13 protein-coding genes are annotated in these 15,488 nt (G+C 71.5%); 3 read left to right on the top strand and 10 right to left on the bottom strand.

Translation table 11 applies throughout. The annotated features are described in order from the left end of the window. Positions 1–56: 56 nt before the first annotated feature. The 3 genes from AC1ROY_RS08675 to AC1ROY_RS08665 all read right to left on the bottom strand — a co-directional run bounded on the left by AC1ROY_RS08675 (position 57) and on the right by AC1ROY_RS08665 (position 2,964). A complete protein-coding gene (locus tag AC1ROY_RS08675; protein WP_493148397.1) occupies positions 57–1,232 on the bottom strand; it encodes a c-type cytochrome in 1,176 nt (391 codons plus the stop codon). A gap of 335 nt (positions 1,233–1,567) precedes the next feature. Next, positions 1,568–1,882, bottom strand: coding sequence for a hypothetical protein (locus tag AC1ROY_RS08670; protein WP_493148396.1), 315 nt, complete (start codon positions 1,880–1,882; stop codon positions 1,568–1,570). Between the two features lie 140 nt (positions 1,883–2,022). Beyond that, a complete protein-coding gene (locus tag AC1ROY_RS08665) occupies positions 2,023–2,964 on the bottom strand; it encodes a LysR family transcriptional regulator (protein ID WP_493148395.1) in 942 nt (313 codons plus the stop codon). Between the two features lie 101 nt (positions 2,965–3,065). Here AC1ROY_RS08665 and AC1ROY_RS08660 point away from each other — a divergent pair, with 101 nt between their 5' ends. From AC1ROY_RS08660 to AC1ROY_RS08650, 3 genes are all read left to right on the top strand, one after another. Further along, positions 3,066–5,114 (top strand): hydantoinase/oxoprolinase family protein, encoded by a 2,049-nt coding sequence (locus AC1ROY_RS08660; RefSeq protein ID WP_493148394.1) that lies wholly within the window; start codon positions 3,066–3,068, stop codon positions 5,112–5,114. Next, the gene (locus tag AC1ROY_RS08655; RefSeq protein ID WP_493148393.1) at positions 5,111–7,096 is read left to right on the top strand and encodes a hydantoinase B/oxoprolinase family protein; all 1,986 of its coding nucleotides are present in this window, start codon (positions 5,111–5,113) and stop codon (positions 7,094–7,096) included. The genes AC1ROY_RS08660 and AC1ROY_RS08655 overlap by 4 nt, the downstream gene beginning before the upstream one ends. An 81-nt stretch (positions 7,097–7,177) precedes the next feature. Then, positions 7,178–8,071 (top strand): LysR family transcriptional regulator, encoded by an 894-nt coding sequence (locus AC1ROY_RS08650; protein WP_493148392.1) that lies wholly within the window; start codon positions 7,178–7,180, stop codon positions 8,069–8,071. Between the two features lie 55 nt (positions 8,072–8,126). Here AC1ROY_RS08650 and AC1ROY_RS08645 read toward each other — a convergent pair whose 3' ends face one another. Genes AC1ROY_RS08645 through AC1ROY_RS08615 form a run of 7 tightly spaced genes read right to left on the bottom strand, consistent with a single transcriptional unit; the run spans position 8,127 to position 15,259 of the window. Next, on the bottom strand, positions 8,127–8,951 hold the full coding sequence (locus tag AC1ROY_RS08645) for a M55 family metallopeptidase (RefSeq protein WP_493148391.1): 825 nt from the start codon (positions 8,949–8,951) through the stop codon (positions 8,127–8,129). Next, positions 8,951–10,531, bottom strand: coding sequence for an ABC transporter substrate-binding protein (locus AC1ROY_RS08640; protein ID WP_493148390.1), 1,581 nt, complete (start codon positions 10,529–10,531; stop codon positions 8,951–8,953). Before AC1ROY_RS08640 ends, AC1ROY_RS08645 begins: the two co-directional genes overlap by 1 nt. A 22-nt stretch (positions 10,532–10,553) precedes the next feature. After that, positions 10,554–11,963: an amidase gene (locus AC1ROY_RS08635; protein WP_493148389.1), complete on the bottom strand. Its 1,410-nt coding sequence runs from the start codon at positions 11,961–11,963 to the stop codon at positions 10,554–10,556. Continuing rightward, positions 11,960–12,424: a GNAT family N-acetyltransferase gene (locus AC1ROY_RS08630; protein ID WP_493148388.1), complete on the bottom strand. Its 465-nt coding sequence runs from the start codon at positions 12,422–12,424 to the stop codon at positions 11,960–11,962. The genes AC1ROY_RS08635 and AC1ROY_RS08630 overlap by 4 nt, the downstream gene beginning before the upstream one ends. Further along, positions 12,421–13,548 carry an NAD(P)/FAD-dependent oxidoreductase gene (locus AC1ROY_RS08625; protein ID WP_493148387.1) on the bottom strand — a complete coding sequence of 376 codons (1,128 nt, stop codon included), beginning with the start codon at positions 13,546–13,548 and terminating at the stop codon, positions 12,421–12,423. Before AC1ROY_RS08625 ends, AC1ROY_RS08630 begins: the two co-directional genes overlap by 4 nt. Further along, entirely contained in the window at positions 13,545–14,966 is a 1,422-nt protein-coding gene (locus AC1ROY_RS08620; RefSeq protein WP_493148386.1) for an FAD/NAD(P)-dependent oxidoreductase, read from the bottom strand. The genes AC1ROY_RS08625 and AC1ROY_RS08620 overlap by 4 nt, the downstream gene beginning before the upstream one ends. Continuing rightward, positions 14,948–15,259 (bottom strand): (2Fe-2S)-binding protein, encoded by a 312-nt coding sequence (locus AC1ROY_RS08615; protein WP_493148385.1) that lies wholly within the window; start codon positions 15,257–15,259, stop codon positions 14,948–14,950. The genes AC1ROY_RS08620 and AC1ROY_RS08615 overlap by 19 nt, the downstream gene beginning before the upstream one ends. Positions 15,260–15,488 lie beyond the last annotated feature (229 nt).

Raw genomic sequence — 15,488 nt, 5'->3', positions numbered from 1 at the left:
TCTCCTCTTGCCGGTTGATCGGCAAACCTTCCGGTCTGCGGGAGGTTGCACGCCGCCTACGGAACGTTCTCCTGCGCCGCGTACCAGGCGGCGACGGCGCGGATGTCCTCGCGCGAGAGCGACCAGAGCGTCTCGTCCGCCCCGCGCGCGCCGCCCACCGCCTGCGCCATGATCCGCGCCAGGGGCGAGGCGCCCTCCGGCGTCCGCGCGCCCTGCATCCACAGCGCGAGCTGCTCCTCCAGGAAACGTGGGTGCTGGCCGGCGAGCCGCGGGTGCAGCGGGCTGTTGCCATCATGGCAGGCCCGGCAGGCGGCGACACGGCGCTCCGGCAGGCCTTCGGTCGCGATGCGGCGGCCGCGCTCCGGGAGGGCCGGATCGGCACCTGAGGGCCGCGGCACGGGCTGCGCCGCATAGTGCCTCGCCAGCGCCGCCATTTCCGGCTCCGTCAGCTCGGCGGCCACGGGGCCCATGATGCCGCTTGGCCGGGCGCCGCTGGTGAAGCTGCGCAGCGCCTCCAGCAGGTAGGCCTCGCTCTGGCCAGCGAGGCGTGGGAAGGCGCCTTCGGGATTCCCGGCGCCGTCGCGGCCATGGCACCGGCCGCAGCTGGCGATGCCCTCCCCGAGCGGCCCGTTGCGCAGCATCAGCGCCGTGTCCCCCGACGCCGCCTCCCGCTCGGAGGCCATCTCGCCGAAGGCCAGCTCGCGATAGGCGGCGGTCTCCAGGCCCGGCATGCGCCGCAGGAAGGCGACGACCGCCCAGACCTCGTCCGGCCGCTCGCGCGCCGGCCAGGCGGGCATGCCGGTGTACTTGATGCCGTGCATGACGAGGTGGAACAGCTCCTCCGGGCGCCACTCGCCGATCCGCGGGCCGAGCTCCGGCGGCTCCGGCAGCATGGCGCGCGTGACGGGGTTGGGCCGGTGGCCCGGTGCCCCATGGCAGGGAGCGCACCCGCCCTGGAAATGGCCCGCCCCGCGACGGATCAGCGCGGCATCGTCGAGCGCCGGCACGGCGACGCCTGCGCTGTGCGTGGCGACCGACTGGCGCATGCCATAGGCCAGCAGCGCGCGCACCGGCGGCCAATGGCCCTTGCTCGCGGCGACGTCGTAGGCGCCGGACCAGACAAATAATCCAACGGCGAAGAGGGCGGTGCCGGCCATGCCGGCGATGAGCGGACGGTTTCGCCAGAGATGCCTGGCGAGGTCACGCGCCTCGTCACGGAGACGTGCCAGCATCTGCTTCATGAAGCGCCAACGTCGCGCGACGCGGGAAGGTTTCCCGGCGGCCAGGTCGCTCCGCCTCACGCAGCTTGCCGCAGCCTTGCAACACACGGCCGGTTCGCCGCGCCGCACAACTGAAGGCCGTCATCGTCGTTATCCCTCGGAACGCTCACTCCCGGCTGATAGACCGCGCGTGTCAGCCGCAGATGGGTCGAGCCATCGGCTCTGCTCGCCGGCGACATCCAGATCCCAGCGCAGATCTCGCCGGGACTGAGCTGCTGCCGTGCCCGCTAAAGCCGGCCGTGACGAAGAAGCCCGGAAGAAGCTCGGCAGCTTCTCCACCGCCGAGATCACCGGCCGCGCGAATCGATGAAGCCGCCCCAGGCAACCTTGAGGTCGGCAAGCACGGGATAGTCCGCGCGGAAGCGGTCCATCGCCTGGCCGATCAGCTCCATGCTCGCCGGCGGATCGAGGATGCGCATCTTCTCGAAGGGCGAGACCCCGTCGAAGGACCATCTTCCCCACGCCTCCGGCCCGCGGAAGAAGGAAGGGCCGAGCGTGAGCTGCACCTTCTTTTGGCGCTTGCGAAAGAGCCGCAGCAGCTTCCAGGCGTAGCGGATGTCCTGCGGCGTGAACTCCACTCGCCCGGCGCCCGAGATCGCCACCGTGTAGCCGCCATCGTCGCAGCGGCGGATGTTCTTGCTCCGCGTCTGGACGATCCTTCTTTTCGCGAGACCCTGATTGTCCAGGCAACAATTGCGCAGCCTGCATAGCCCGGGGTTATGGCGCCCGCTCTACGGCGCTATCACGCGGTTGGCGGCTGCCCCTTCGCGCGCCTCGGGGAACGCTGCAGCGCCGGCGCGTGGCCGAGGCTCGCCAGCGCCGCGACCACGAAGGACCGGAAGGCGAGGGCCGCGCGCGAGGGCGGACGGCTCGTCGCATGCAGCAGGTAGATCGGCAGCGGCATCGGCGGATCGAAAGGGCGCCAGCTGATTCCGGGCAGGTCGATGCCGGAGAGCAGCGTGTCCACCAGCGCGACGCCGCAGCCGCGCTGCGCGAACATATAGGCCTGCAGCGACAGGTCCACCTGGATGACCGTCCGCGGCTGGACGCCCTCCGCCTCGAAGGCGCGCTTCAGCGCCTGCCCGAAGGCGGTCCCGTCCCCGAAGGAGATCATGGGGTGGTTCGCCAGATCGGTCGGGCGGATGCGCTCGAGCCGCTCCAGCTCATGGCCCGCCGGCAGCAGGCAGGCGATGCGGGTCATGCCGATCGGCTCGCAGGTGACCGTCGGCTCCTCCAGCGCCGTGAGCGCCAGGCCGATCTCGATCGCGTTGGCGTGCAGCTTCTCCGCCATGGCATTCGCCGGCAGCAGGGAGGCGGCGACCTTGAAGCCCGGATAGGCCTGCTGGAAGGCGGAGACGGCGGAGGGCAGGACCGAGGTCGCCAGCGTGGAGGTCGTGCCCACGCGGAGCACGCCCTGCTGGATCGACTTCAGGTCGCCGGCCTGCTCGCGCAGCGCGTCGATCTGCCGGTAGATCCGGTCCACCTCCGGATACAGCGCCTCGGCCTCCGGCGTGGGGACCAGTCGCCCGCCGATCCGCTGGAAGAGCCGCAGGCCGAGCCGGGTCTCGGCCTGCCGGATCGTCTTGCTCACCGCGGGCTGGCTGACGTTCAGGAACTTCGCCGCCGCGGTGACGGAGCCGCAGCGCATGACGGCCCAGTAGACCTCGATCTGTCGGAACTTCATGGCCGCATATGAGATTTGGTTATGTCCTTCCGGCCATAGACTATTGGACAGGCCCGCGTCCATCGCCGAGCGTCGCGCCATCCGAGAAGGGGTGGTTGCGCATGGCATACCGGGTGGGCGTGGATATCGGCGGCACCTTCACCGACCTCTGCCTGCTCGACGAGGACACAGGCACGATCCGGGCGCTGAAGGTGCTCTCCACCCCGGCCCGCCCCGGCGAGGACATCATGGGCGGCGTCACCGGCCTCGCAGAGCGCTACGGCGCGGACCCCGCACGCATCGCCGGCTTCACGCACGGCACCACCGTCGGCATCAACACGATCATCCAGCGCAAGGGGGCAACGCTCGCGCTGCTGACCACCGAGGGCTTCAGCGACGTGCTCGAGATCGCGCGGCTGCGCATGCCCAAGGTGCTCGACCTCTTCTCGCGGCGCGAGCCGCCGCTGATCCCGCGTGACCGCGTCTTCGGCGTGCGCGGCCGCATCCTAGCCGACGGCACGGAGCACGAGAAGCTGAACGCCGAGGACGTGGAGCACGCCGCGCAGCTCGCGCGGGAATGCGGCGCCGAAGGCGTCATCGTCGCCTTCCTCAACGCCTACCGGAACCCGGCGCATGAGCGCGAGGCGAAGGCGGTGCTGGCCCGCTGCGCGCCGGACCTCTTCGTCTTCGGCTCGGCCGAGGTCTGGCCCGCGATCCGCGAATACGAGCGCACCACCACCGCCATCCTCAACGGCTACGTCCATCCGCGCGTCAGCCACTACGTCTCCTCGCTGCAGGCGGCGCTGCGCGCGGCGGGCGTGCCGGCCGAGCCGATGGCGACGAAGTCCAATGGCGGCGTGATGCGCGCGGAGCTCGGCAAGACCTCCTGCGTCGGCATCCTGCTCTCGGGAACGGCCTCCGGCGTGATCGGCGCGAGCTACCTGGCGCGGCAGGCCGGCTTCCCGGACTGCATGACGCTGGACGTCGGCGGCACCAGCGCCGACGTCGCCTTCATCCTCGACGGCGAGCCGCAATACGGCATGGGCGAGCAGGTCGGGGACTTCCCGGTCTACATCCCCTCGGTCTCCGTCTCCTCGATCGGCGACGGCGGCGGCTCGATCGCCTGGGTGGACGATTTCGGTGTGCTGAACGTGGGGCCGGAGAGCGCCGGTTCCGATCCCGGCCCGGCCTGCTACGGCCGCGGCGGCACACGGCCGACCGTGACGGACGCCTTCGCTGTGCTCGGCTTCCTCGGCCATTCCGAGCTCGGCTTCGGCGCCGTTCATCTCGACCGTGGCAGGGCCGAGACGGCCATGGGCGGGCTGGCCGCGCGGCTCGGCACGGGGCTGCGCGAGACGGCGGAGCAGATCGTGGAGATCTGCCTCTCGAGCATGTTCAAGGAGATCAGCAGCCTCCTCGCGCAGCGAGGCCTCGACCCTGAGGAGCTGACGCTCTTCGCCTTCGGCGGTGCCGGTCCCATGCTCGGCCCGCTGCTGGCGCGCGAGCTCGGAATCCGCACCGTGCTGGTGCCGCCTTCGCCTGGCGTGGTGAGCGCGCTCGGCGGCCTCGTCGCGCCGGCGCAGAACGACTTCGTGCAGACCGTCTTCGGGCCGCTCGACCGCGAATCCCTGCCGGTCCACGCCGCCACCGTCGCGCGGCTCGCCGAGGAAGCGCTGCGCTGGCTGCGCGAGGAGCAGGGTCATGGCGGGGAATACCGCCTGCATGTCCTCGCCGACCTCCGCTATGCGGGCCAGTCCTTCGAGATCGAGGTGCCGCTGGAACACGCCTGGCTGGAGCAGCACGACTTTGGCCGCATCCGCGAGGTCTTCGACGCGAAGCACGAGGCGCTCTACGGCTTCGCGGATCCCGAGGCGGCCGCGCAGGTGGTGAACCTCCGCGTCGTGATCAGCGCGCCCCGCCCCGAGCTGCGCCTGCCGGAACTGCCCCCGACGGAGGGGCCGCCAACGCCCGCCGGCACCCTGGAGGTCTTCCTCGACGGCGCTCCGCGCCGCGCCATGCTCTACCGCCGCACGGATTTCCGCGCCGGCGACCGCTTCGCCGGACCCGCCGTGGTCGCGCAGGACGACACCACCACCTGCATCCCCTCCGGCTTCGCCGGGCGGGTGGACGCCATGGGCAACCTCATCCTCTCCCTCGAGGCCCTCGCATGAGCCCGCGCATCCCCAGCCTCGCGGCCTTCGCGAACCACACCCGCGCCGCCACCGAGGCGATGGCGCACACGCTGTTCCGCACCGCGCACTCCACCTTCGTCAAGGAGACGGAGGACTTCATCATCACGCTGCTGGACGCGAAGGGCCAATGCCTCTCCATCGCGCAGGACATGGGCGTCTCCGCCGCCTCGGGCATCGACTACGCGCCGGTGATCCGGATGATCGACGGCTACCGCGAGGGCGACCTCTGCTTCACCAACGATCCCTATAGCGGCTTCGTCTGCACGCATTCGCCCGACATCCATCTCTGGCAGCCGATCTTCCACGAAGGCGAGATCGCCTGCTTCGTCTCCGGCCACATCCACAACACCGATGTCGGCGGCGCGGTGCCGGCGAGCCTCTCGCGCGCCTTCACCGAGGTGCATCAGGAGGGCATCCGCTTCCCACCGGCGCGGCTGATGCGCGACGGCCAGCTCAACGACGAGCTGCTGTGCGTGATGATGGCCAATGTCCGCACGCCGGAGCAGAACTGGGGCGACCTCAAGGCCTTCATCGGCGCGATGAAGGTGGGCGAGCGCAAGATGAAGCCGCTGCTCGCCCGCTACGGGCTGGAGGGATTTCGGCGCCGCTCGGCCGAGCTGATGGACTATGCCGAGCAGCAGGCGCGCGCGGTGCTGCGCTCCATCCCCGACGGCGACTACCGCTTCGCCGACTACATCGACGAGGACATGCCGGGCGGCGACCCCGTGCGCCTGGCGCTGACCCTCTCCATCCGCGGCGACGAGGCGGTGCTGGACTTCACCGGCAGCGACCCGCAGCTCAACGCCTCGCTCAACGTGCCGACCGGCGGCGACGAGCGGCACACCATCATGCTCTGGGGCGTCTTCTACATCCTGACGACGCTCAACCCCTCGATCCTGCCGAACTACGGGCTGGTACGGCCCTTCCGCTGCATCCTGCCCGAGGGCTCGATCGTGAACCCGGTCTTCCCCGCGGCGGTGGGGATGCGCAGCCTCACCTGCGGGCGCATCCGCAGCCTCATCATCGGCGCGGTCACGCTGGCGATCCCGGACCGCATGCCGGCGGGCGCGGCGGGCGCCACCACCATCATGAACGTCGCGACCACGGACAGCCGCACGGGCAAGCGCCTGATCGCCGCGATCAACCCGATCGTCGGCGGCGCCGGCGGCCGCCCGCACGAGGACGGCTCGGACGGCTCGGGCGCCGATGCGGGCTACCTGAAGAACACGCCGGTCGAGATCAACGAGGCGGAGATCCCGATCCGCATCCTGCGCTACGGCCTCAAGAAGGACAGCGGGGGCCCGGGGAAGAACCGCGGCGGGCTCGGAACCATCCTCGACTTCCAGGCCTTTTCGCCCGGCACCAAGGTCACCGCGCGCAACCGCGACCGCACCTTCTTCGAGCCCTGGGGCATCCTCGGCGGCCGGCCCGGCGAGACCTGCAACTTCATCCTCAACCCCGACACGCCGCGCGAGAACAGGCTCGGCAACACCGACTTCGTGGTGATCGGCCCGGGCGACGTGGTGCGCATCTCGGCGCCAGGCGGCGGTGGGCGCGGTCATCCCTTCAAGCGCGAGCCAGAGCGCGTGCTGGCCGATATCCGCCGCAGCTTCCTCTCGCCCGAGGCCGCCGAGCGCGACTATGGCGTGCGGATCGTGGACGGCGCGATTGACCTCGCCGCCACGGCGACGCTGCGCGCGGCAATGCACGCGAAGGCCAGCGACGCGCATTTCGACCTCGGCGCCGTGCGCACCGCCTTCGAGGCCGTCTGGACCGAGGAGAACTACGCGGCCCTCACCCGCATCCTGGCCGGCCTGCCGGTCCACTGGCGGCATTTCATCAAGACGCGCCTCTTCCAGGAGATACGCGCGACCGGCGGAAAGGCTGCCGATCCGGCCGCCAACCCGGTGGAGGCTGCCTATGCGCGCATCCTGCCAGAGTACCCGGAGCTACACGGATAGGCAGGAATCCGCTGAAACCGAGGAAAGCCGGGCTTTGGATGCTGGACGGGGCGACCGTTTCCCTTCGATCCTACCATCGCAATGAACGCCCGTCAGCTCGAGGTCTTCCGCGCCATCATGCGCAGCGGCACGCTCACCTCGGCGGCGCAGCTGCTGCACGTGTCGCAGCCGGCGGTGAGCAAGGTGCTGCGGCATCTGGAGAGCCAGATCGGCTACCGCCTCTTCGAGCGCATCGGCGGCCGTCTCCAGCCGACCGCGGAGGCGCAGCTCCTCTATGCCGACGCCGACCGCGTCTTCCGCGAGATCGAGGCGGTGCGCGACCTCGCGATCCGCATCCGGGAGCGGCGCGTGGGCCTGCTGCGCATCGGCGCCAGCGCGCCGCCGACCTTCTCCGTGCTGCCCCAGGCCCTGGCCGCCTTCCAGGCGCGCCATCCTGGGGTGAAGGTGGTGCTCCGCGCCCTTTCCGCCGAGGAGCTCAGCGAGAAGATCCTGGTGGGCGAGGTCGACCTCGGGCTGACCCTCTCGGCAATCCACGTCCCCATGGTGCAGACCGAGCTGCTGGCTGCGGCCCCGGTGATCGTGCTGCTGCCCGCCGGCTCGCCGCTCGCCCGCAAGCGGAGCATCGGGGTGGAGGACCTGAAGGGTGAGCGGCTGATCTCCTACGGCTCGCACGCCGATGTCGGCCCGCCGCTCGACGGGGCCTTCGAGCGCGCCGGGCTGGTGCGGGAGCTCCACACGGAGATCACCATGTCCATCTCGGCCCTGCCCCTGGTGCAGGCGGGGCTGGGCGTGGCGTTGGTGGACGGCATGTTCCCCTGGGCCTCGTTCTCGGGGGTGGTGGTCCGGCCTTTCGTGCCGCGGACGCTGATGAGCCTCAGCCTCGTCACCTCCGGCACGCGGCCGGCACCGCGCTTCGTGCAGGACATCGCGGACGACATTCGCCACGCGGTGGCGAAGGCGGGGCTGACACGCTGATTTGGGGTCCAGGGCCAAAAGCCCTGGTGGGGAGCGCGAGGGGCAGAGCCCCTCGCTACTGCTCCGTCGGATCGTAGCCCAGCGCGACCTGCATGAAGTTCGACGCCTCGCGCATGTCCTCGACCGTGAGGCCGATGGTGTAGGCATCCAGCCGGTCCACCCCGCGCAGCAGCGAGAGCGTGTCGGCCGGCGGCCGGTGCTTGAAGGCGACCTCCAGCCGGATCGGGCCTTCGATCCGGTAGGGTTGAAAGTCCCCGATGCGGGCGATCGCGCGGCGCGTCATCGCGTCGATCTCCTTGTAGGAGGCCGCCGGCGTCAGGCTCCGCGCGGCGAGGTGCCCGTAGGCCCATTTCACCACCGCGGCCTCGACGTCGCCGGCGAGGCCGCGCGTCTCCTCGACGAACTGGTCGTCGCCGGAGATGCCGATCAGCGGCACGCCGAAATGGCCCAGCAGCGGATGGTAGAATCCCGCCTCGGAGACCACGCGGCCGTTCAGCCGCACCTCGCGCACCACCAGGCTGCGCATGGTGTGCCCCAACACGCCGGAAAGATGCGTGCTGCCCGTGTGATACCCGATGAAGAGCGCGCCGTCGTAGCGGCCCTGCTCCACGCCGGCGACCATGCCCAGTGGACGCCGCACGCCGCGCACGAGCTGCACGCGCTCGGGCAGCCGGTCGATCAGGATGTTCTGCGAGACGAGGTGGCTGTCGGTGACGACGACCTCCTCCACGCCCATGGCGAAGGCCGCCTCGGCCGCCGCGGCCACGCTGTCGGTCATCCAGCGGCAGGCGTCGTCGTGCTCGCGGCCCGCGGGGAGGCTCTGCTGGCGCGACACGACGCCGGCGATGCCCTCGATGTCGACGGAGATGAAGAGCCGCATCAACGCACCCGGTGTGCCAGCGTGGCGCGCGTGTAGTCGTAGCCCGTGGCCTCGTAGGTGATGCCGCGGCGCGTCGCCCAGAAGTTGAGGAGCTGGTAGAGTGGGATGATCGCCACGTCCTGCATCGCCAGGGCGACGGCCTGGTTCAGCGCCTCCTCGCGCGCCTTGTCGTCCATGATGGTCGTGGCGCGCGCGATCAGCGCGTCGAGCTCCGGGTTGGAATAGCCGGAGCGGTTGAAGCTGCCGGTCAACCTCGCGCGGTCGGCCGTGGCGATGACGTTGACCAGCGGATGGGCCGCGCTGCCCACGCTGCCCCAGCCATACATCGAGAAGGGGAACTCCATCCGCGCCGAGCGCGCGCCATAGGCGGCGAGCGGCATCGTCTCCACCGCGGTCTGCACGCCGATGCGGCCCCACATCTGCGCGACCGCCTGCGCCGCGATCGGGTCGGTGGGGCGCGAGTTGGAGGCGGCCGGCAGCGTCACGCGGAAGCCGTCGGGATAGCCGGCCTCGGCCATCAGGCGCCGGGCGGCCTCCACGTCGAAGGCGGGGACCGGGATCGCCGGATTGTGCGAGTACATGCCGGGCGGCAGGAACTGGCCGTTCGCCAGCGCCGTGCCCTGCATGACGCGCTCGGCCAGCCCTTGCCGGTTGATCGCCATCGACAGCGCCTGCCGCACGCGCCGGTCCTTGAGCGGGTTCGTGGTCAGCGGGCGCCCGTCATTGTCGGTCGCCGTCGGCAGCGCCTCGGCCGCCTGGTTCGGAGCGAGATAGACCAGACGCGTTCCCGGGGCGGAGAAGACGCTGATGTCGCGCGTGCTGCGGAAGCGCGGCAGGTCGTTGGGCGAGGGCTGGTCGATCACGTCCACGCTGCCGGAGAGCAGCGCCGCCGAGCGCGACCCGGCATTGGAGATGTAGCGGAAGGAGAGCCGCTCCCAGTCCGGCCGCGGGCCCCACCAGGATTCGTTGCGCACCAGCTCCGCCTCGCTGCCGGGCGAATAGGAGCGCAGGATGTAGGGGCCCGTGCCGATGGCGGCGCGGAGCGCGTTGTAGTCCTCGGTCGAGGCGCCCTGCCCGGCATGGCGCGAGACGATCGGCACGCTCGAGAGATCGGTCGGCAGGCTCGGCGCGGGGCCGTCGGTGTGGAGATGCAGCGTCAGCGGGTCCATCACCTCGACGCGGCGGATGGCTCGGATCTGGCTGGAATAGGTGAGCACCGCGTTGGGCACGTTGGGGATACGCTCGAAGGTGAAGACCACGTCATCGGCGGAGAAGGCCTGCCCGTCGGAGAAGCGGACGTCCGGGCGCAGCTTGACCTCCCACAGGGTGTCCGTCAGCGGCCGCCAGCTCAGCGCGAGGGCCGGCGCCAGGCTGAAGTCGGGGCGGCGGTCGATGAGCGTGTCGAAGACATGGTAGATCAGGGTCTGGGTCGAGGTGCCCTGGTTGAAGTGCGGATCGACCGTGCCGGGCGCGGCGCTGATGCCCAGCGTCAGCCGCGTCTGGGCGGCGGCCGGCAGGGCGGCCAGGAGCGCGGCGACCGAAAGGGCCGCGGCGGCCCGGCCACATCGATGAAGGGACATCAGCGGCATCCTTTCCGGTCTGTCAGGGGGTGGGATCGATCGGCGTCAGGCGGCCGGCGCGCGCCTCGATGACGGCGCCGGCGTCGAGCAGGAAGGGATCCTGGAAACGTGCGGCGACGAGCTGCACCGAGGTCGGCGCGCCGTCCACGATTCCCATCGGCACGGAGAGCCCTGGCAGCGTGAGCAGCGCCGTGACATAGGCCGGCATATTGGCCCAGAGGACCCGCGCCGCGGCCTCCTCGCCGCGCTGGTCGTACTCGGCGGGCATGGCATGGGCGAAGGCGACCGGCATCAGCAGCAGCGGGTAGGTCTCGAAGAAGAGGTTCCACTCGCGAAGGATGGTGGAGCGCATCGCCATGGCGGCGATGTACTCGTCGCGGCCCGTCAGCGCCTGCTGGCCGAAGGCGAGGCGGTGCCGCATGGAGCGGCGGACGAACTCGTCGCCGTAGCGCTCGATTTCCTTCAGCGTGGCGCCCTCGCGCTCGGCGTTGAGCAGGGAACGGTGCAGGTCCCAGGCCTCGTCGAAGCGCGGCGGCTTCACCTCCTCGATGGCGCAGCCGGCCTCCTCCAGATAGGTCGCTGCCTGACGCACGGCCGCCGCGACGGGCGCATCGACATCGGCTGGGCCGGCGAAGACCGCGACGCGCACCGGCAGCTTCAGGCTGTCCGCGTCGGAGAGGCCCGGTACCCACCAGGGATCGCGTGGGTCGCGCGCCGACATGGCCGAGAAACCGAGCCGCGCATCGGCGATGCTGCGCGCAATGGGCCCCTGCGAGGTGGTGGACTGGTGCAGCGCCGGCCGGTCCTTGGCGACCGAGGGGTTGTAGTTCGGGATGCGGCTCGGCGTGCAGCGCAGCCCGACCACGCCGCAGCAGGAGGCCGGCTGCCGCACCGAGCCGCCGAGGTCGTTGCCATGCGCGACGGCGCCGATCCCCGCCGCCACCGCCGCGGCTGCGCCGCCCGAGGAGCCGCCCGGCGTGAAGGCGCGGCCCCAGGGGTTGAGGGTCTCGCCGTACATCTCGTTGCTGGTGAAGCTGCGCGCGGCGAAGGCGGGGCTGTTCGTCAGGCCGAGGATCACCGCGCCGGCCTTGCGCAAATTGGTGACCACCGGGCTGTCGTCCGTCGCGATGCGGTCCTTCAGCGCAAGGATGCCGTTGGAGCGCCGCATGCCCGCGACATCGACGTTCATCTTCACCGTGACCGGCACGCCGTGCAGCAGCCCTGCCGCCTCGCCGCGCGCCAGCGCCGCATCGGCCGCGTCCGCGGCGTCGCGCGCGGCCTGCTCCATCGGCTCGACGACCGCATTGAGCTGCGGGTTCACCGCCGCCATGCGGGCCAGCGCGCTCTCCGTCGCCTCGCGGCTGGAGATGCGGCGGGCGCGGATCGCCTCCGCCAGCTCCACCGCGCCCCAGCGCCACAACTCTTCGGTCATACCGCTACTCCGGATCGGCGCTTCTGCATGTAGATCGAGGGATCAGCGACCGGTGCAAAACCGAGCGGCGCGTAGACGTCGTGTGCGTCGCGCGTGGCCAGCATCCAGTTGCGCACGGTGGCGAGGTCCGGATGGTCCAGCGCCGCGGCCGTCAGCGCGCGCCCGAGCCCCTGCCCACGATGCGGCTCCAGGACGAAGACGTCGCGCAGATAGGCGAAGACGGCGCCGTCCGTGACCACGCGCGCGAAGCCCGCCAGCGCGCCATCCGCGGCATAGGCGCCGATGGCCAGCGAGCCGGCGACGGAGCGCTCGACCAGGCCGCGGTCCAACGCCTTCCCCCAGTAGGATTCCTCCAGGATGAAGGCGACGATCCGGTCGAGGTCCAGCAGCGCGCGGTCGGTGGAGAGGCGATAGGCGCCGTGCTGTCGCTCGAGCACCTGCGTCTCGAAGGGCAGGCTCATGCGAAGCGGCCGATGCGGAAGGGCTCGATGGGCGTCTCGGTGCGGCCGGTCGCGAGGAGCTCGGCCATGACGTCGCCGACGCCCGGGCCGAGCTGGAAGCCGTGGCCGCAGAAGCCGAAGGCGTAGAACAGGCCGGGCACCTTCCCGCTCGGCCCCATCACGGGGATGTCGTCGCGCAGGTAGCCCTCGATGCCGCTCCAGGTCCGGATGATGCGCAGCGCGCCGAGGGCCGGGACCATGCGGCGGAGCTGGGTGAACTGCTGCACCGTGATGCGCGGGTCGGCGCGCTCCGGAAGCTTCGTGTCGAGATCCGCCGGGCCATGGCCCGTGCCGCCGAAGACCACGTTCCCGCGCGCCACCTGGCGGAGATAGATGACCTCCTTCGTCTCCCTGGTGGTGATGCCGAGCACGGGCTTCAGCGCATAGGGCGCGGGTTCGGTCACGCCCATCTGCGGGCCGCGCGCGGTGATCGGCACGGGCTCGCCGAAGCGCTCGGCGATGCGTCCGCCCCAGGCGCCGGCGGAGATCTGCACGAGGCCCGCGCGCCAGACCTGGCCGTCGGCCGTGTCAACGCGGAAGCCGCCATTCTCCTGCTCGATGGAGAGCACCTCGGCATTCTCGATGATCTGCGCGCCGGCACGCCGCGCCGCACGGCCGAAGGCGGGCGCGACGAGACGCGGATTGGCGTGGCCGTCATTCGGCGAATAGGAGCCGGCGAGCACCTCGCCGGAGAGCCAGGGGAAGCGGTCGCGCACGGCATTGCCGCTGAGCATCTCCAGCTCGAGCCCCCAGGGCTTCGCCGTGTCGCGATAGGCCTCCATCATCGCGACGGTCTCGGGCTGGTAGGCAACGCGGAGATGGCCGGTGGGCAGGAACTCCACATCCTCGCCCAGCAGCTCCGGCAGGCGTCCCCAGATCGCGCGCGATCGGTGCGCCAGCGGCAGCTGCGGCGGGAAGCGGCCCTGGCGGCGGACATTGCCGAAGTTCACGCCGCTCGCCTGCTGGCCGATGAGGCCGCGCTCCAGCAGGATCACGGAGAGGCCGCGCTGGCGCAGGAAGAAGGCGGTGGAGGCGCCCATCAGCCCGCCGCCGACGATCAGGACATCCGCGCGGTTCTCGGTCATTCGGCCCCATCCGTCAAAGAAGCTTCCGCCATGGCGGAGATGGGGATGGGCTTGACCGGCGCCTGGCCGCGCAGCCGGCCGCCCTGTGTCATCGGCAGGCCGCGCGCGGCGGCCAGGATCTCGGCGCCGGGGATGCCGCAGAAGCGGCCCTGGCAGCGCCCCATGCCGACGCGGGTGAAGGCCTTGGCGCGGTTGACCTCGGGCGCGTCGAGCACGGTCGCGCCCTGGCGCAGCGTGCCGGCGGTGATCGCCTCGCAGCGGCAGACCAGCGTCTCGTCCGGCAGGCTGCGCACCAGCTCCTCCGGCCAGGGGAAGGCGATGGTGAGGCCGCGGCGGAAGCGGTCCATGGCGCGGCGGCGGCGGTGCAGTGATGCCACGTCGATGCCGGCGGGCGCGGGGCGCTTCAGGTCCTGCAGCACGGCCAGCGCGGCCAGCCTGCCGGCGATCTCCGCGCCATCCGCGCCGAGCAGCCGCGCGCCGTCGCCGGCGAGGTAGACGCCAGGCACGGGGCTGCGGCCATCCGCGTCGCAGCGCGGCAGCCATTGGCGGTGCTCCTCGCTGTAGTCGAAGCCGCAGCCGGCGAGGTCGGCGAGCTGGCTCTCGGCGCGGAGGTGCCAGCCGAGGCCGGCGGCGTCGCAGGCGATGGTCTCCTCGCCCTTCGGTCCTGCGATGGTGATGCCGGCGAGGCGCGTGCCGCCCGCGTCAGGGACCAGCCGCAGCGGCTTCACGCCGCGTCGCACGGGCACGCCGGCACGGCTCAGGCTCCGCAGCAGCGCCGCGCCCTTCACCAGCAGCGAGGGCCGCGCGGCCATGTAGGGCAGCGCGCGCCAGCGCGCGGAGGCCGGCGCCGTGTCCAGCACCGCCGCCACCTCGGCGCCCGCCTTCACGTATTGCGCCGCGACCAGATAGAGCAGCGGCCCCGAGCCGAGGAAGGCCACGCGGCTGCCGATCGCGCAGGCCTGCGCCTTCAGCGCGATCTGCGCGCCGCCCAGGCTGAACACGCCGGGCAGCGTCCAGCCCGGCAGCGGCAGCAGCCGGTCCGTCGCGCCGGTCGCGAGGATCACCGCGTCGAAGGGCCGGACATGCGCGGTCTCGCCGCGCATCACGTGCAGCTCGCCGTGGCGCAGGTTCCAGGCGAGGGATTCCGGCCAGTACTCGATCTTGCCGGCCAGCGCGTCGAAGGCCGCATGCACAGCCGTCGCCCGGCCGGCTTCTGTGCCGTAGAGCGCCTTGGCATCGCGGGTGAATCCCTCGGGCTGGCGGCGGTAAATCTGGCCGCCGCTCGCGCGCGCCTCGTCCACCACCAGCGGGCGCAGGCCGGCGGCAACCAGCAGCTCCGCCGCCCGCGTGCCGGCCGGGCCGGCGCCGACGATGATGATGCGCGGCTCCGCCGCGACAATCACGCGAGGCTCGGCCATGGGGCCTCCCGCGTCACGATTCTCATGCCGGGCTCGACAGAGGTGCTGCAGGCGCGCAGCCGCGTGCCCGCCTCGGTCCAGACCCAGCAGTCCTGGCAGGCACCCATCAGGCAGAAGCCGGCGCGCGGGCCGTCGCCGAACTCGGAGAGGCGCAGCGCCGCCGCGTTCGTCAGCACCGCGGTGAGCAGCGTGTCGCCGCGCAGCGCCGTCGCCGGTCGCCCGTCGATGGTGAAGGCGACCTCCGGCCGCCCGCGCTCGCCCAGCCGGCGCAGGAGGGGCCCCGCCTCAGACATCCGGTCTGCGATCCAACGCGCTGCGCTCCGTACAATGACCGTTTGAAGAATTGGGCAGACGGCCAGGCCGGTCCAATCGCATCTGAGCCATGGGACAGAACCTGTGGTTATGTCCCTGCAGGGGCGGCCCGCGCCGATCTTCATAACCTCGGGTTGGCGCCGGCGGCCCAGAAGTCATTGGAGGGGCCAGGCCATGCGTGGCAGTGATCTGCACCATGGCACAGATCAC

Source organism: Roseococcus sp. GW821-FHT12F05 (assembly GCF_058806835.1).
This window is presented reverse-complemented; position numbering and strand designations above follow the sequence as displayed.